This is a genomic window from Acinetobacter sp. SAAs474, from assembly GCF_032823475.1.
Taxonomy (GTDB): domain Bacteria; phylum Pseudomonadota; class Gammaproteobacteria; order Pseudomonadales; family Moraxellaceae; genus Acinetobacter.
Map to the genome: position 1 here is coordinate 669,869 of NZ_CP127915.1, position 15,843 is coordinate 685,711.

The following is a 15,843-nucleotide window of genomic DNA, read 5'->3' on the forward strand; positions in this document are numbered from 1 at the left end:
CGATAATAGCAGTAAAAAAGAGCAACAATATGCGCTAAAGAGAATCTTTCTTTTATAAATATAAATAAGTTGTTATTAAATTTTATAAAGTTTGTAATTGCTTTGACTAAAGCGTATTGTTCTTAGACACTGAATCAGTCATAATTTGCATAAGCATTATTCAATGATGACTTATTGGATTTTGACCCAATCAAAATACTGCACCATCCACTTTTTTGTCTTTATATTGATTTACGTGGATGGAAAAATAGGATATTTTTCAAAAATGACTCAGCAAGCACAGATCATTCAAGGCTCTATCGTCGCAATCGTCACCCCTATGCTTAACGATGGTGGTGTGGATTGGAAGAGCCTTGAGAAGCTCGTTGAGTGGCACATAGAACAAGGCACTAACAGTATTGTTGCAGTTGGAACTACTGGTGAAGCATCAACACTCAGTATGGCTGAACATACACAAGTGATTAAAGAAATCATTCGTGTTGCAAACAAACGTATTCCAATTATTGCTGGCACTGGTGCCAACTCAACACACGAAGCAATTCAACTTACACAAGAAGCCAAAGAGCTCGGCGCAGATGCTGCATTACTGGTGACCCCTTATTATAATAAACCAACACAAGAAGGACTTTATCAACATTATAAAGCAATTGCAGAAGCGGTAGATTTGCCTATTATTTTATACAATGTCCCTGGTCGTACAGGGGTTGATATGGACAATGATACTGTCATTCGTTTGGCAGATATTGAAAATATCGTTGGCATTAAAGATGCGACAGGCGATGTTGCACGTGGTCAAGCATTGATCTCTGGTCTAAAAAATAAATCGATGACTGTTTATTCTGGTGATGATGCAACAGCATATCAGCTCATGGCACATGGTGCATTAGGTAATATTTCCGTTACAGCAAATATCGCACCTAAAGCAATGAGCGATATATGTGCAGCTGCATTGGCAGGTCAACATGAGCAAGCAGCCAAACTTAATCATGATATTGTGGCATTACATGACATTCTATTTTGTGAATCCAATCCTATTCCTGTGAAATGGGCATTACACGAAATGAATTTAATTGATACAGGTATTCGCCTACCCCTTACTCCACTGGCAGAACAATATCGCGCTCCGTTACGTATAGCACTTCATACAACAGGCGTGATCAAATAAAAAGAGCTTTTCACTATGCAATTACGTTTTGGTCTATTTACAGTACTTTCAGTATTAAGTTTAGCTGGTTGTAGCTCTTTGAGTATAGATAATGGTTCTTTAGACTATAAAACTAGCTCAACCACAGCACCATTAAAATATCCTGAAGGGACTATGGTTCGACCAGCAACGCCATTGTATCCAGCACCCTCAATTGAGCAACGTGCATTAGAGCACGCGCCTAAAGTTGAAAATGGCAAAGGCAACCGTTTCGCTTTACCTCGACCAGAGTTCATGTCTACAACAACAAATTCTCAAAATGTTGTAGACATAACACTGGGGCGTCCACAAGCACTTATTGATGGTAATAAAAATCCGTTGCTCAAAATAGATGGTCCATCATCAGCAATCTGGCAGTATTTAATTGCGACATTAAATAGCTTGAACTATAACATTATCAGTCAAGATGAAAATCGTTATCAAACCACGATTAAAGTAGATGAAACTACTTACGTCTTGAAAATGACACCACTTGGTAATAGTTATAGTATTGCCCTATTCAATATTGATAATAGTTTTGCAGACCCAAAAATTGCTGCAGAAATATTAGCCCAAATTTACCAAAATTGGCCAGCCTAGTCGTACTAGGCATTTTTTTTGAAAAAGGTTCCCTCATGTTAAAACAAACCTTGCTCTATACCGGTAAAGCGAAATCTGTCTATGAAACGGATAGTGCAGATCACTTGATTTTAGTCTTCCGCGACGATGCTTCAGCATTTAATGGTGAAAAAATCGCACAACTCGATCGCAAAGGTAAGGTAAATAACCGTTTTAACGCATTCATTATGGAAAAACTTGCAGCCGCAGGTATTGAAACTCATTTTGAAAAACTTTTAACACCTAATGAAGTATTAGTGAAAAAGTTAAAAATGATTCCCGTTGAATGTGTTATTCGTAACTATGCAGCAGGTTCTTTATGCCGTCGTTTAGGTGTAGAAGAAGGTAAAGAATTAACACCACCAACATTTGAGCTTTTCTTTAAAGATGATGCTCTTGGTGATCCAATGGTCAATGAATCTCAAGCGATTGCTTTAGGTTGGGCGACAGCGGAACAACTTGCTCAAATGAAACAGCTCACTTATCAAGTGAATGATGTACTTAAAGCTGTATTTGATTCAGGTAATATGCTTCTCGTTGATTTTAAACTTGAATTTGGTGTATTCCATGATCGTATCGTTTTAGGTGATGAATTTTCGCCAGATGGTTGCCGTTTATGGGATAAAGATACCAAGAAAAAACTTGATAAAGACCGCTTCCGTCAAGGCCTAGGCGGTGTAGTTGAAGCTTATGAAGAAGTTGCTGCTCGTATTGGTATTGATTTAGCTGATATTTAAAATATTAAAGGGGTCATGCGACAAAATAGCCGATGATACCCTAAGCTTATGCTCAAAGACGAAATTTGCTCGCAAATTTCGTCTTTTATATTGTATTAACCATTTTATCGAACAGCGCTATTTTCAGGATGAGCATTACACTCAAGATTCTAAAATACTCAAGTGATGATATTCATCAATTGGTGTACGCTGATGTCACATGCTCATGATGGCATCGCTATTCAAAGCTGTTTTGTTTTAACAAAAAAACATCAATATTTTTATTTTTCACATTCTTTTTCTTATTTTTCCCTATTTAAATTACAACTATTTGAGTATAGAATATCAGTAGTAGCTATGTACAAGGCAGCACATATCTAGCAAAATTATATGAAATTAATTCTAAATTAAAAAAATTAAATTTTGACTAAAATAATTCTTTGACAACTGATATTTCCACCTATTAATAACATACAACATGATGTTTTATATCGTGTTGCATATTATTTAATCCTTACCCTCTAGGATGTTATCTCCCAAAACAACATCCTTTTTTAATGTCCAATTCATATTGAATTGGACTTTTTTTTATCAGATTAAGCCAAAAACTCCATCATTTAAGATGCTGTAATGGTTAAATTTATATTACTGCTCGAAGACAAAGATAATGCCGATATCAAAAATCTAAAATAACCATAAACTTGCTATAGTCTAATCATTGCTGCACGATCCAACGGCGTTGTTGTAAACGTTCACCTTCAACTTCTCGTTTATTTCGTGCTGCCTCATACAGCTTGGTACCTTTTAATTCAGGTGGCAAATATTCTTGCAATACAAAATGTTCTGAGTAGTCATGTGGATATAAATAATCGACACCATAGCCTTGCTGTTTCATCAGCGAGGTAGGCGCATTGCGTAGATGTAACGGCACAGCAAGATTTGCTGTCTTTTCAGCCAATTCCATCGCTTTATTAATTGCCAAATAAGTACTGTTGCTTTTAGCACTTGTGGCTAAATAAACAGCACATTGTCCCAAAATAATTCTTGCTTCTGGCATACCGATGACTTGAACAGAACGAAAACATTCTCCAGCTAAAAGTAAGGCATTGGGATTAGAATTACCAATATCTTCAGAAGCAGCAATCAACATACGACGTGCAATAAAGACTGGATCTTCTCCGCCTTTTAGCATGCGTGCCATCCAATATAGCGCAGCATCAGGATCACTCCCCCGAATTGATTTGATAAATGCGGAGACCAAATCATAGTGTTGCTCACCTGATTTGTCATAACGTGCAATATTTTGCTGAGCAACCTTAACGACCAGTGCATTATTAATGATATTTTCGCTATTTTCCTCAAAAGTACTAGCAATTAAATCAAGTAAATTTAATGCTTTACGGGCATCACCTGCAGAGAACTGCAATAGTGCCTCAAACTCCTCAATATGAATTGTACGCGTATTTAAAAAAGCGTCTGTTTTTAATGCGCGGAGTAGTAAAGTCTGTAATGCTTGTTCATTTAAGGCATGTAGTGTATAAACCTGACAACGTGATAATAATGCACTATTGACTTCAAATGATGGATTTTCTGTCGTTGCACCAATAAGCGTAATTTTACCGCGTTCAACTGCATGTAATAATGCATCTTGCTGAGATTTATTAAATCTATGAATTTCATCAATAAAAACAACAGGTATCAGTAAATCACCACTATCAGCAATGACTTCGCGCAATTCTTTAACACCAGTATTTAATGCAGATAGACTAACAAATGGACGATCTACAGCCTGTGCTAAAAGTAATGCGATAGTCGTTTTACCGACACCCGGTGGTCCCCAAAAAATAATTGATGGTAAATGACCTTGATCAATCATTTGACGCAAAGGTGCGCCTTCTGCTAATAAATGATCTTGTCCAATGATTTCAGACAGATCTCTCGGACGTAAACGCTCAGGTAATGGAATATGACGATCTGACATCTTGTGATCACTTTACAATATTGGCAATGACGTTACTATGTTATTGCAAAATGATCTATTTTCCTAAATTGTTTTTGAAGTGCATGATGATAAACCAATGAAATATTTAATGAGTGCATGCTTAGCAAATCAACCTGTTCGTTATGATGGTAAAGCTTACAAAATTACTGCCATTGAAAATTTTTTAGCTCATCATCAAGTAATTCTGGTCTGTCCAGAAATTTTAGGTGGATTAGCAACACCTCGTGCACCAGCAGAAATTCAAAATCATTCTACCTTAGCTATTTTACAAGGGACTGCACAAGTCATTGATATTGATGGTCACGATGTGTCTGAAGCCTTTATGCAAGGTGCTTATGCCACTTTACATATGGCACAAATACATCAAGTTGATGTGGTGATTTTAAAAGAAAATAGCCCTTCATGTGGTTCACATTTTATTTATGATGGCTCATTTTCAGGAAAAAAAATTATCGCTGCGGGTATCACAACAACCTTATTACGCTCACATGGATTTCGGGTCATTTCGGAACAAGAATTACTGCAACAGTTACTGATACGCGATTAACGTATCCAACGTACAATGTATTCTTCAATTTCATCTTCAACAATATCACGCTCTGAAATACAGCGTCCTGCAGCTGACTTTTTAGCAGCGACAATACTTTGATGTGAGCCTGTATTTAAATAATGCCATGCAGGTAAACTTTGACCTTGTTGTAACCGTTGATAAGCACATGTTGATGGTAACCAATGAATCGTCGCTAATTTTTCTGGTGTTAATTGAATACAATCTGGTACTTTTTGCTGACGTTGTGCATAATCTGAACACTGTGCCGTTTGACAATCCAATAACTGACAAGCGACCTTGGTATAGGCAATTTCTGCACTTTCATCATCTTCTAATTTAATTAAACAACATAAGCCACATCCATCACATAAGGCCTCCCATTCAGCCGGATTTAATTCAGTAAGCGAATATTTTTTCCAAAATTGGGGGCGTAGTAGTTCAGTCATAGCACAAATCAATTATCCTGATCCAACACAGTATAGCAAGCTTTCATCCTGCCTATAAAATATCTTGATTAATAAACTATGCCTTCAATTTGGTACACTTTTCAAACAAAAAACGCATATTATTTAAAAATATGATCTCGATATACTCAAAATAGATACAAGCAAGGAGAAAGCGCAAATGTTTCGTTGGGCCATTATTTTTGCAGTGATTGCATTGATTGCAAGTCTTTTTGGTTTTAGTGGTGTCGCAGGACTATCTAAAGACTTTGCGATTATTCTACTGATTGTCGCTGTAGTTCTCGCAATTGTCGGTTTCTTATCTCAAGCGAAATCCAAATAATATTGTTCGCTGAATTTAAATCTAAATCGTGGTTGGCTAAAATTAACCAGATGAACGTCATATCCTTTCAGTAAAATCAATACTGATACCATGATCAATTTATCATTATTTTAGCCTGCCTCGAATGACTTTTTAAAAAAATATAGATTAATAAATATCACATTTTATCGATCTATATTATCATCTGATTAGGCCATATTTTCCTTATAACAGCCCTTCTAACACCACAATATCAACATTCTCGCACCACAATGAATAAATAAAATATGAAGCCTTAACAATAGATATCCATTAAAGTCAACCATCAGTAGGCTGGTATTTAGACTTGGCAAAGTCTATATTTTTTGATACTTAATTAAAAAATAAATCTGATCTTTTTATGCTTTAATCAAATCAATAATCTTTTTAAGGAAAAAATGATGGCGTGCACAATCACCACACGTGAAATTCACTACACAGCAGCAGATGGTACAGAATTAATTGGCTATTTTGCTGCACCTATCAACCAAATACCAGTTGCAGGTATTCTTGTTGCACCCGAATGGTGGGGACGTAATGAATATACAGAACAACGTGCACGTGAGCTTGCAGCCCATGGTTATGCTGCCCTCGCAATTGATATGTATGGCAATAAAAAAGTGACATCGGTAGCAACTCAAGCCAATCAATGGATGACTGAAACATTTGCTCAGGCAGATACCATTGTATTAAGAGCATCTGCTGCACTAGAAGCTTTGGCGGCTCAAGATGAAGTTAATCCGGAAAAATTAGCTGCGATTGGTTTTTGTTATGGTGGAAAGGTTATGCTCGATTTGGCACGATCTGGTGCACCATTAACTGCTGTTATTACATTTCATGCCAACTTATCGTCTCAAATAGCTATACAAGAAGGACAAGTACACGCTGACATTCTCGTTTTACATGGCGAACAAGATAGTATGGTCTCACTGGATGATGTGGCACATTTTCATGCAGAAATGGAGGCAGCCAAGGTGAAGCATGAAATCATTATTTTTGAAAATGCCAAACATGGCTTTAGTAATCCTTTAGCCGATGAACGTGCTCAAGCCAATCAGGTTGATTTAGCGTATAACGCCACAGCAGAACAACAAGGCCTAACTGCCATGTATACCCTTTTAGATCATTATTTTAAAGATTTTAAAGCTTAATTAATATTCATAATAATATGATATTTACAATTTAAAATAGGTTATAAATTTAAATAAGGATAACATCATGACAACAGATCAATGCCCATACTGCCACTACGACGAATATGATGTCATTACGCAAAATGATTTTGGTGTGGTACTCCCTGAACCGAATGCATTATCAAAAGGCCATTGCGTGATTATTCCTATCCGTCATGTCAGCTCATTCTTTGACATTACCGATAAAGAACGTAAAAGCTTAATGAGCTTATTAGAACTGGCACACAATGAATTAAAGTTACGCCATCAACCATCAGGTTTCCATGTGGGCTTTAACGATGGCAATATATTTGGTCATGTATCTGAACATGTACACATTCATATTATTCCACGATATGAAAATCAACAACTACAACTAGATGCGCGTTGGGGTATGACCAATCATCTTTAATTCTAAGTGCTAAAATTACTTATTATTGGTGCTTAGGCACCAATTTTTACATGGATCAACCTAAAAAATAGTTCCTATAATCTCAGAATATTCAACAAAATTTGCTTGAAGCCATTAAGCTATACATGATCTTTATTTTTTTTCACAACAGTATGTCAGCATTTTCTTTTTCACACGCCTTATTATCTTGGTTTGATCAACACGGTCGGCATGACCTTCCTTGGCAAGTCGCTAATGATCCCTATAAAGTTTGGGTATCTGAAATTATGCTGCAACAAACCCAAGTGAAAACAGTACTCAACTATTTTGAGCGTTTTATTGACCGGTTTCCAACAGTACAAAGTTTGGGGCGGGCATCATGGGATGAAGTTGCTCCCTATTGGGCAGGTTTAGGCTATTACGCTCGCGCCAGAAATCTCCATAAAGCTGCAGGTATTGTGACACAACAAGGTGACTTTCCTCAAACACTTGAACAATGGATGGCATTGCCTGGAATAGGCCGCTCGACTGCAGGTGCGCTTATGTCTTTGGGTTTACGTCAATATGGCGTCATCATGGATGGCAATGTCAAACGTGTACTGTCACGTTTTTTTGCAATTGAAGATGATCTATCCAAACCTATTCATGAGCGAGCAATGTGGAAATTAGCAAGTTCACTTTGTCCAATTGAACGGAATCATGATTATACTCAAGCAATTATGGATTTAGGTGCCACTATTTGTACCCCCAAAAAACCATTATGTTTATATTGTCCCATGCAGTCACAATGTAAAGCCCATCAGCAAGGCTTAGAAACTGAATTACCTTTTAAAAAGGCAAAAAAACCGATTCCAATCAAATATGGCAAAGTGTTATTGCTACAGTGTCAAGAGCAATGGCTATGGCAACAGCGTCCTGCGAGTGGATTATGGGGTGGATTATGGTGCTTACCCATTATTGAAGATGAACAGCTTTTTCAACAATATTGTCAGTCTTTAAATTTACTCACCGTCAAACAGTGCGTTAAAATTTCACATAGCTTCACACATTTTACTTGGCTATTAGAAGCCATATGTTTTGATGTCGATCCAGATCAATTGGCATATTTATCGCTTGAACTTGATGCGAAATGGCTTAAACCACAATATGCACTTGATTTAGGTATTCCAACTGCCATGAAAAAATTGATCTGTGCTATCCAGTTATGACATAGTCAATAGATTAAAACGAGACACATATAAAATCAGGTCATTTTGTTGATCTGGTTCAATTGCAACAACAATAATGATTGGAATAGAATATGCTGCGTCCTCCTTTAACTATCATGTTTTTATTCACTTTCTGTATACTCATTCTTTCTGCATGTTCTACGACACCTAAAAAATCATCTGCCCCACTACCAGCAGCACAAGTCAAAAGATTAACTGAGATGTCACTCGATCGTCAGTTACCCATTCCTGTTCACGGTGTAAATAGACAAAATTTGAGTGATACTTGGGGTGCATCACGTAGTCGTGGACGCCTACATGAAGGCATTGACATCATGGCGCCACGCGGAACAAAAGTATTCAGTGCAACAGAAGGGCTTATTGTAGACTTACGTAATAATAATTTGGGTGGTAAAGTAATTTGGATAATGGGGCCAGGACCTAGCTGGCATTACTATGCCCATCTTGATGGGCATAAACGTGGACTACAAGTCGGTGATTATGTCAAAAAAGGCCAGTTTATCGGCTATGTTGGCAATACTGGAAATGCACGTCATACAGCTCCTCATTTACATTATGGTCTTTATTTGCAAGGTAAAGGTCGTGGTGTAGTGAATCCCTATCCTTATTTACGCTAATTTATAGGAACGATACATGTCAGAAGTTTTGATCGACCGTCTGGTTGAGTTTGCAGAATCAGGTAATCAACAGAAAATAGTACTGCATGAAACAGTCTATCAGGGTTGGATCATGGAAATTACCGATACAGCATTACTGATCAGTACCGGCTATTCAGATAAAGTGGGTAAAGATCATTGGATTGATTTTGCTGATCTGATCCAAGCACAACTTTATTACTGGAATAATATCGATCACCAATGGCAATCATTTGATTTATAATTCATGATGATAGGAGCATCAAAATGACGATTATACGCTGTGGCTGGTGCTCTGATGATCCAGTCTACCAACATTATCATGATCATGAATGGGGTCAACCTAGCTATGATGAAGCACATTTATTTGAAATGTTATGTTTAGAAGGACAACAGGCTGGATTATCTTGGATTACCGTATTAAAAAAAAGACCTGCATATCATCAACATTTTTTTCAGTATGATATTCAAGAAATTGCACTATTTACAGACGAGATGATTCAGCTCAAACTAAAGGATGCTGCCCTAATTCGCCATATCGGAAAATTATCCGCTATTCGAGATAATGCTATTGCGTGGCAAAAGCTTAAACAACAAGGGATAAATGTCAGTGAATGGTTATGGGGATTTGTTGACCATCAGAGGCAGCATCATGATGTTGTCAATTATCGAGAGGCTCCAGCACAAACACCACAAAGTCAACAGATGTCTAAAATACTCAAAAAAAATGGCTTTCGTTTTGTTGGTCCAACAACCTGCTATGCATTTATGCAAGCTGTGGGCATGGTTAATGATCATGAAAATCACTGCCATTTTAAAACTTTATAAACCAGATATCGTCTTTAGTCGCGTTTGGATCCCATTCGATTATATTTAGTTTAATCTGATTATCGCGATGATCATTGAGTCTAAAACCATTCTAATCATGTATTTGATCACCTATATGAGTGAAATAACCAAATATTGCAAAAGCCATGATCAATCTATTTTGATCGAAATATGAAAAGAGATCAGCATGTCAAACACTATTATTTCTGCTTATGCAGCGCTACAACCAGGTGCTTCACTTGTGCCTTATCAATTTGATGCAGGCGAATTACAGCCACATCAAGTTGAAGTAAAAGTTGAATATTGTGGGTTATGTCACTCCGATATTTCTGTGATTAATAATGATTGGCACAACTCAATTTATCCAGTGATTGCTGGTCATGAAATCATTGGCACAATCACACAATTAGGTACAGAAGCAAAAGGCTTAAAAATCGGTCAACGGGTGGGTATCGGCTGGACAGCAGAAAGCTGCCAATACTGTCATGCATGTATTTCAGGTCATGCTGTACAATGTAGTGGTACATCTATCGCCACAATCGTTGGTCATGCAGGAGGATTTGCAAATAAAGTCCGTGCTGGATGGCAATGGATTATTCCTCTTCCGGATGATCTTGCAGCTGAAAGTGCAGGTCCTTTACTGTGCGGTGGCATTACCGTTTTTGATCCTATACTTAAACATCAGATTCAGGCAATTCATCATGTTGGTGTCATTGGTATTGGCGGTTTAGGTCATATTGCGATTAAATTACTTAAGGCATGGGGCTGTGAAATCACTGCATTTACATCAAATTTAGATAAAACTGCAGAATTAAAAGCAATGGGAGCAGATCATGTCATTGATAGTCATGATCGCGAAGCAATCAAAATGCAACATGGTAAGTTTGATCTTTTATTGAGTACAGTCAATGTAAGTCTGGATTGGAAGGCCTATTTAGCAACTCTAGCACCTGAAGGCACATTACATATGCTAGGTTTAGTCCTTGAACCCATGTCTATTGCAGCAGGTCACCTCATTGGTGGTGCAAAATCAGTCTCAGGCTCAGCCACTGGTTCGCCAGCAGCGCTAAGACAATTATTACAATTTGCAGCACGTAAAAATATTGCCCCCACCATCGAAATGTTTCCCATGTCAAAAATTAATGAGGCGATTCAACGCTTAGAATCAGGACAAGCACGTTATCGTATTGTTCTTCAAGCAGATTTCACATAATGCTGTAATTCCATTCGCGTCCAATCTGCTAAAGTATCAATTGCTTGGCAGATTTTTTTAGACAATGCATGTCCCGTATTTAATCGAATACAATTGTTATATTTTTCATCTTCACCAAAAACAATGCCAGGTACAATATTAATTCCTTGAGATTGTGCATAACGATACATTTTCAAGCTATCCAGCACGGCTGGAAATTGTAGCCATAAAAAATAGCCGCCTTGTGGCTGAGTTAATCTTAATTCCACATCATAAAAAGATTGAATAATATACTGTCGATATTGTTCAACTTGTCGCAATAAAATCGGCTGTAATTGTGCTAAATATTCTCGATAAGCACGTGAATGAATTAAATCAGCCAGTCCGAGTTGTAATGGTGTATTGACCGTTATATTATAATTTAACATTTTGGTTTTAAGGTGCTGTAATCTTGAACTGATACAGAACCATCCAACACGATATGCCGGTGATAAAGATTTAGATACTGAACCACAATACATCACAAAGCCTGCCTCATCCCAATGACGAATAGGTAAAGGCCGTCTTGAACCAAAATAACATTCAGCAAAAATATCATCTTCAATCACATAACATTGATACTGCTGCGCCAATTCAGCAATACGCTGTTTTTCAATATTTGTTAAACAGTATCCTAACGGATTTTGGTAATTTGCAGTCAGTAGACATACTTTTGCACCGGAATAACACATTTCATGTTCTAAACGACATAAATCAAAACCCTCGTGTGAGGTCGGTATTTCAACAATTTTACGTTTTAAAGTGGCTAAAAGCTGTCGTTGTCCATTAAAGTGTGGCGTAGGAACAATAATACTCTCACCTTGCTCTGTTAATGTCTGAATAACAACCGCTAAGGCCGGTATACATCCATTACTAATGAAAATATCATCTGATGCAATAAATAGCCCATCTTCAGCCCAATGCTGTACTAAAGCCTCACGTAGACGAAGATGTCCCTGTGGATGATTATATAAAAAATCTTCAGGTTGACTATGTTTTAATGCACGCTGTAATGAACGACGCATTGCCTGCATTGGCATAAGGTCGGGTGAAAGTTGAATTGCGCCTAAATGAATGAGTGGTGTCTGAATAGAGGCTTGCTGAATCTCGATTTGTAATTCTAAATTTGAGACTTCACGTGCATGAGATGCAAAATCATGATGCTGTGGTACATCAATCTGTCCAACATTATGACGTTGTACAAAATAACCAATTTTAGGTTTTACTATAATTAAACCTTGTGCTTCCAATAATTCATAACAACTTTTTGCTGTATTTAAACTGACTTGATGTTGTTGTGCAAAATTTCGCAATGAACTTAAACGTTGACCGACCACTAACTCACCCCGATATATTTTCTGGCTAAGCTGTGCAGCAAGTTTTTGATACTGAAATACCACCCGTCTGTACCTATTTTTTAAAATGATGTGTATCTGTACTCAAATTACAACTGATTTTATGCTCTGCGTATAGTGTTAAAGAGAATTTTTATTGTGAAACTCATGCTTATTTTCATGATGACATTGGTCATCAGTGCATGTCATCCAATCCAAAATGACGTTCAACAGCATCAATCTCACTTTATTTGCCAAGCACTCATTCACGGCTATTTAAAAGCGCAGCACTTGGGGGAATATGAAGTTCATCAGCAAACAAATCAGCTTAATCGTATCAACTATGTCTATCAAAAACCGACGACTTCGGGCTTAGTATTGGGAATTCCACCTTTACAGCAAATCAAATTTGAATGTCGTCAATCTTCTCAACATCAGTATCAAGTTTTCCTAATTGAACCATCTTTGGCTAAAACTGCAGTGTTATATTTTAATGCTACCAATAACATCAAATAATTGTAGTTCATCAAGCTAAAAAATTGGATTTTTTAGCTTGATTGCGATGGTAAATATATACTGTTTATTGTATAAAAAATGTTTTATATATTTAGTGTATTCTAGAATAAAATCAATGATGAGAATATAGTGGATACATTCTTGAGTAAGCTTCAAATGAAGCATGTTCAATTGGAAAAGTCTGCTAAAATGCACAATGACTTTTTAATTAAAATGAATTTGGAAAAACCTAATGAGTAAAGCCTTACCCATCGCTGTTGCTATCATTTTAGGCGGTGCTGCACTTGTTCCTGTTTATTATGCGACTCAACATCCAGCAACGCAAACAACAACAGTGCCTGCGAATGCATCGTCTGTTGAAAAAATTAGTTATGCTCTTGGCTATGAGGTTGCAAATCAAACACCTCCTGAATTAGACATCAATAGTTTTGTCACAGGTGTCCGTGCAGGCCATGCCAAAGAAAAACCGGCTTATACTGAAGAAGAACTACAAAAGGCTTTTGAACAATTCCAAAAAGAACTTCAAGAAAAACAAGCCACTGAAACTAAAAAAGTTCAGTCTGAAAATAATTCCTTCTTGGAAAAAAATAAAACTCAACCTGGCGTAAAAACAACAGCTTCAGGTTTACAGTATAAAATTACCAAAGAAGGCACAGGTAAATCACCGACTCCAACCTCAATGGTTAAAGTACACTACACTGGAAAATTGGTTGATGGTAAGGTTTTTGATAGTTCAGTATCACGTGGTGAACCGATTGACTTCCCATTAAATCAAGTTATTCCTGGCTGGACTGAAGGCTTACAATTAATGAAAGAAGGTGGTAAGGCAACATTTTATATTCCAGCCAATCTGGCTTATGGACCACAAGGTGTTCCAGGTACGATTCCACCAAATAGTACTCTTATTTTTGATGTTGAATTACTTCAAGTAAAATAAACCATATCAATGAAGGAGAGCAATTGCTCTCCTTCATTTATTCTGAGGCTGATATATGAAATTACCTATTACACTTTTATGTCTTACTTTATCAAGTACAACTTTATATGCACAAACTGGCAATACGATAGATACAACAGCCAATGTAAACAATACCATGACACAGCAATCAGGATTTAAAACGACAGCATCTGGTTTGCAATATAAAATAACTCAAGCAGGCACGGGTCAAACACCCAAAGCCAATTCAACCGTTAAAGTGCATTACACTGGTAAGCTCTTAAATGGTGAAATATTTGATAGCTCTGTTGCACGTGGTCAACCCATTGAATTTCCATTAAATCAAGTCATTCCTGGCTGGACTGAAGGATTGCAATTAATGAAGGAAGGTGGCAAAGCAACATTCTATATTCCTGCACGTCTCGCCTATGGTGCTCAAGGCGTTCCAGGTGTAATTCCACCCAATAGCACTTTAATTTTTGATGTTGAATTAATTCAAGTCAAATAACAATAAACAACAGTATCTAATGCAATCTTTCTATATTTGAGATGAAATTATGAAATTATCTATGACCGTTGTATGTCTTGCACTGTGCAGCACAGGATTAGCTGCAAAAACGATTAATAGCCAAAGTCCATTTGAAGATAAAGTTAGCTATAGCTTTGGTTATGTAATTGGACATAGCAATGCTGAAGCACTTAAAAATATTGATTTAGACTCATTCATCAAAGGATTAAAAACAGCAACAACAGATCAGCCGGCTGCTTTATCTGATGAAGAAATGGCAAAGACATTGAATGAGTTTAAACAGCGTAATGATGCTAAGCAACTGATTGAACAACAAAAACTTGCAGCTATAAATGCACAAGCAGGTCAAAAGTTCTTAACAGAAAATGCGCAGAAATCAGATATACGTGTGACCAAATCAGGATTACAGTACCAAATTTTAGCACCAGGTACAGGTAAAAAACCAACCGCAACCTCTAAAGTTAAAGTCAATTATGAAGGACGTTTACTTGACGGTACGGTATTTGATAGTTCAATTGCACGCCAACATCCTGTTGAGTTTCAAGTCAATCAAGTCATTGATGGATGGAAAGAAGGTCTACCATTAATGAAAGAAGGTGCAAAATATCGATTCTTTATCCCTGCAAAACTGGCCTATGGAGAGATTGGTGCTGGTGATGCAATTCAACCCAATAGTACCCTTATTTTTGATATCGACCTATTAGAAGTTAAATAGTTAAAAGCAACTTTTTTTAACGACAATTTTGATCTAATCCAATATCACATCGAAGAATTAGACTCAAATACATGTTGGGTGAATGCGAACATCAATCACCCAGCAATATAAGCCATTTAAAGATCTAAGATATACACAGTCAACTATACTTATCCACAGCAGATGCTGAATATATCGTACTTATCCACAAAAATGCCTTGAAGATCAGTAAAATTCAATACCCGAATAAGTATTCGTATATAAAACAAAGCAAGTCATCTTGCTTATACTACGCGCTACGCTTGTCTTGCAGCATAAAACAAAGCAAGTAATCTTACTTATACTAAGCGCTACGCTTGTCTTGCAGCATAACAAAGCAAGTAATCTTACTTATACTACGCGCTACGCTTGTCTTGCAGCATAACAAAGCAAGTATCTTGCTTATACTACGCGCTACGCTTGTCTTGCAGCATA

General features: G+C 37.0%; 18 protein-coding genes and 1 pseudogene. 16 read left to right on the forward strand and 3 right to left on the reverse strand.

The window, feature by feature from the left end; translation table 11 throughout:
* Positions 1-265: 265 nt before the first annotated feature.
* From dapA to purC, 3 genes are read left to right on the forward strand one after another with little or no spacing between them, the layout of a single operon-like run.
* The gene (dapA, locus tag QSG86_RS04140; protein WP_317030335.1) at positions 266-1,165 is read left to right on the forward strand and encodes a 4-hydroxy-tetrahydrodipicolinate synthase; all 900 of its coding nucleotides are present in this window, start codon (positions 266-268) and stop codon (positions 1,163-1,165) included.
* Positions 1,166-1,180: 15 nt separating this feature from the next.
* The gene (locus tag QSG86_RS04145) at positions 1,181-1,783 is read left to right on the forward strand and encodes a lipoprotein-34 precursor (NlpB) (RefSeq protein ID WP_317030336.1); all 603 of its coding nucleotides are present in this window, start codon (positions 1,181-1,183) and stop codon (positions 1,781-1,783) included.
* 35 nt (positions 1,784-1,818) lie between these two features.
* Positions 1,819-2,538 (forward strand): phosphoribosylaminoimidazolesuccinocarboxamide synthase, encoded by a 720-nt coding sequence (gene purC, locus QSG86_RS04150; RefSeq protein ID WP_317030337.1) that lies wholly within the window; start codon positions 1,819-1,821, stop codon positions 2,536-2,538.
* Positions 2,539-3,232: 694 nt separating this feature from the next.
* On the opposite strand, the gene QSG86_RS04155 is transcribed toward purC, so the two are convergent.
* Positions 3,233-4,498, reverse strand: a complete 1,266-nt coding sequence (locus tag QSG86_RS04155) for a replication-associated recombination protein A (RefSeq protein WP_317030338.1) — start codon at positions 4,496-4,498, stop codon at positions 3,233-3,235.
* A 97-nt stretch (positions 4,499-4,595) separates the two neighbouring features.
* Between QSG86_RS04155 and QSG86_RS04160 the strand changes: the two genes are divergently transcribed.
* Entirely contained in the window at positions 4,596-5,066 is a 471-nt protein-coding gene (locus tag QSG86_RS04160) for a DUF523 domain-containing protein (RefSeq protein ID WP_317030339.1), read from the forward strand.
* Here the strand turns inward: QSG86_RS04160 and QSG86_RS04165 are convergent.
* Entirely contained in the window at positions 5,063-5,515 is a 453-nt protein-coding gene (locus QSG86_RS04165; RefSeq protein ID WP_317030340.1) for a YcgN family cysteine cluster protein, read from the reverse strand. The two genes, QSG86_RS04160 and QSG86_RS04165, sit on opposite strands and share 4 nt — an antisense overlap.
* A gap of 178 nt (positions 5,516-5,693) precedes the next feature.
* Here QSG86_RS04165 and QSG86_RS04170 point away from each other — a divergent pair, with 178 nt between their 5' ends.
* The 8 genes from QSG86_RS04170 (at position 5,694) to QSG86_RS04205 (ending at position 11,341) form a co-directional block, all read left to right on the forward strand.
* Positions 5,694-5,855: a DUF1328 domain-containing protein gene (locus QSG86_RS04170; protein WP_317030341.1), complete on the forward strand. Its 162-nt coding sequence runs from the start codon at positions 5,694-5,696 to the stop codon at positions 5,853-5,855.
* Positions 5,856-6,274: 419 nt separating this feature from the next.
* Positions 6,275-7,024 (forward strand): dienelactone hydrolase family protein, encoded by a 750-nt coding sequence (locus tag QSG86_RS04175; RefSeq protein ID WP_317032664.1) that lies wholly within the window; start codon positions 6,275-6,277, stop codon positions 7,022-7,024.
* A 67-nt stretch (positions 7,025-7,091) separates the two neighbouring features.
* Positions 7,092-7,457, forward strand: a complete 366-nt coding sequence (locus QSG86_RS04180) for an HIT family protein (protein WP_317030342.1) — start codon at positions 7,092-7,094, stop codon at positions 7,455-7,457.
* A 152-nt stretch (positions 7,458-7,609) separates the two neighbouring features.
* Positions 7,610-8,644, forward strand: coding sequence for an A/G-specific adenine glycosylase (gene mutY / locus QSG86_RS04185; protein ID WP_317030343.1), 1,035 nt, complete (start codon positions 7,610-7,612; stop codon positions 8,642-8,644).
* Between the two features lie 92 nt (positions 8,645-8,736).
* Entirely contained in the window at positions 8,737-9,282 is a 546-nt protein-coding gene (locus tag QSG86_RS04190) for a M23 family metallopeptidase (RefSeq protein WP_317030344.1), read from the forward strand.
* A gap of 16 nt (positions 9,283-9,298) precedes the next feature.
* Positions 9,299-9,544, forward strand: coding sequence for a hypothetical protein (locus QSG86_RS04195; protein WP_317030345.1), 246 nt, complete (start codon positions 9,299-9,301; stop codon positions 9,542-9,544).
* Positions 9,545-9,567: 23 nt separating this feature from the next.
* Positions 9,568-10,128: a DNA-3-methyladenine glycosylase I gene (locus QSG86_RS04200; RefSeq protein ID WP_317030346.1), complete on the forward strand. Its 561-nt coding sequence runs from the start codon at positions 9,568-9,570 to the stop codon at positions 10,126-10,128.
* A 187-nt stretch (positions 10,129-10,315) separates the two neighbouring features.
* Positions 10,316-11,341: an NAD(P)-dependent alcohol dehydrogenase gene (locus tag QSG86_RS04205; protein WP_317030347.1), complete on the forward strand. Its 1,026-nt coding sequence runs from the start codon at positions 10,316-10,318 to the stop codon at positions 11,339-11,341.
* On the opposite strand, the gene QSG86_RS04210 is transcribed toward QSG86_RS04205, so the two are convergent.
* Complete coding sequence (locus QSG86_RS04210; RefSeq protein ID WP_317030348.1) at positions 11,323-12,759, reverse strand: PLP-dependent aminotransferase family protein; 1,437 nt, start codon at positions 12,757-12,759, stop codon at positions 11,323-11,325. The genes QSG86_RS04205 and QSG86_RS04210 overlap by 19 nt on opposite strands.
* Before the next feature lie 114 nt (positions 12,760-12,873).
* Here QSG86_RS04210 and QSG86_RS04215 point away from each other — a divergent pair, with 114 nt between their 5' ends.
* The 4 genes and pseudogenes from QSG86_RS04215 (at position 12,874) to QSG86_RS04230 (ending at position 15,390) form a co-directional block, all read left to right on the forward strand.
* A complete protein-coding gene (locus QSG86_RS04215; RefSeq protein ID WP_317030349.1) occupies positions 12,874-13,209 on the forward strand; it encodes a hypothetical protein in 336 nt (111 codons plus the stop codon).
* A gap of 232 nt (positions 13,210-13,441) precedes the next feature.
* Complete coding sequence (locus QSG86_RS04220; RefSeq protein WP_317030350.1) at positions 13,442-14,146, forward strand: FKBP-type peptidyl-prolyl cis-trans isomerase; 705 nt, start codon at positions 13,442-13,444, stop codon at positions 14,144-14,146.
* A 163-nt stretch (positions 14,147-14,309) separates the two neighbouring features.
* Positions 14,310-14,654, forward strand: a pseudogene (locus tag QSG86_RS04225) (FKBP-type peptidyl-prolyl cis-trans isomerase); the annotation flags it as partial.
* A gap of 49 nt (positions 14,655-14,703) precedes the next feature.
* Positions 14,704-15,390, forward strand: a complete 687-nt coding sequence (locus tag QSG86_RS04230) for an FKBP-type peptidyl-prolyl cis-trans isomerase (protein ID WP_317030351.1) — start codon at positions 14,704-14,706, stop codon at positions 15,388-15,390.
* The last annotated feature ends 453 nt before the right edge of the window (positions 15,391-15,843 follow it).

What these genes read in the sequence shown, in the direction of transcription:
- QSG86_RS04230 (WP_317030351.1), top strand. Translation starts at nt 14,704, where the DNA reads ATGAAATTATCTATGACCGTTGTATGTCTTGCACTGTGCAGCACAGGA.
- QSG86_RS04180 (WP_317030342.1), top strand. Translation starts at nt 7,092, where the DNA reads ATGACAACAGATCAATGCCCATACTGCCACTACGACGAATATGATGTC.
- dapA (WP_317030335.1), top strand. Translation starts at nt 266, where the DNA reads ATGACTCAGCAAGCACAGATCATTCAAGGCTCTATCGTCGCAATCGTC.
- QSG86_RS04215 (WP_317030349.1), top strand. Translation starts at nt 12,874, where the DNA reads ATGATGACATTGGTCATCAGTGCATGTCATCCAATCCAAAATGACGTT.
- QSG86_RS04190 (WP_317030344.1), top strand. Translation starts at nt 8,737, where the DNA reads ATGCTGCGTCCTCCTTTAACTATCATGTTTTTATTCACTTTCTGTATA.
- QSG86_RS04165 (WP_317030340.1), bottom strand. Translation starts at nt 5,515, where the DNA reads ATGACTGAACTACTACGCCCCCAATTTTGGAAAAAATATTCGCTTACT.
- QSG86_RS04200 (WP_317030346.1), top strand. Translation starts at nt 9,568, where the DNA reads ATGACGATTATACGCTGTGGCTGGTGCTCTGATGATCCAGTCTACCAA.
- QSG86_RS04160 (WP_317030339.1), top strand. Translation starts at nt 4,596, where the DNA reads ATGAAATATTTAATGAGTGCATGCTTAGCAAATCAACCTGTTCGTTAT.
- QSG86_RS04220 (WP_317030350.1), top strand. Translation starts at nt 13,442, where the DNA reads ATGAGTAAAGCCTTACCCATCGCTGTTGCTATCATTTTAGGCGGTGCT.
- purC (WP_317030337.1), top strand. Translation starts at nt 1,819, where the DNA reads ATGTTAAAACAAACCTTGCTCTATACCGGTAAAGCGAAATCTGTCTAT.
- mutY (WP_317030343.1), top strand. Translation starts at nt 7,610, where the DNA reads ATGTCAGCATTTTCTTTTTCACACGCCTTATTATCTTGGTTTGATCAA.
- QSG86_RS04175 (WP_317032664.1), top strand. Translation starts at nt 6,275, where the DNA reads ATGGCGTGCACAATCACCACACGTGAAATTCACTACACAGCAGCAGAT.
- QSG86_RS04195 (WP_317030345.1), top strand. Translation starts at nt 9,299, where the DNA reads ATGTCAGAAGTTTTGATCGACCGTCTGGTTGAGTTTGCAGAATCAGGT.
- QSG86_RS04170 (WP_317030341.1), top strand. Translation starts at nt 5,694, where the DNA reads ATGTTTCGTTGGGCCATTATTTTTGCAGTGATTGCATTGATTGCAAGT.
- QSG86_RS04145 (WP_317030336.1), top strand. Translation starts at nt 1,181, where the DNA reads ATGCAATTACGTTTTGGTCTATTTACAGTACTTTCAGTATTAAGTTTA.
- QSG86_RS04155 (WP_317030338.1), bottom strand. Translation starts at nt 4,498, where the DNA reads ATGTCAGATCGTCATATTCCATTACCTGAGCGTTTACGTCCGAGAGAT.
- QSG86_RS04205 (WP_317030347.1), top strand. Translation starts at nt 10,316, where the DNA reads ATGTCAAACACTATTATTTCTGCTTATGCAGCGCTACAACCAGGTGCT.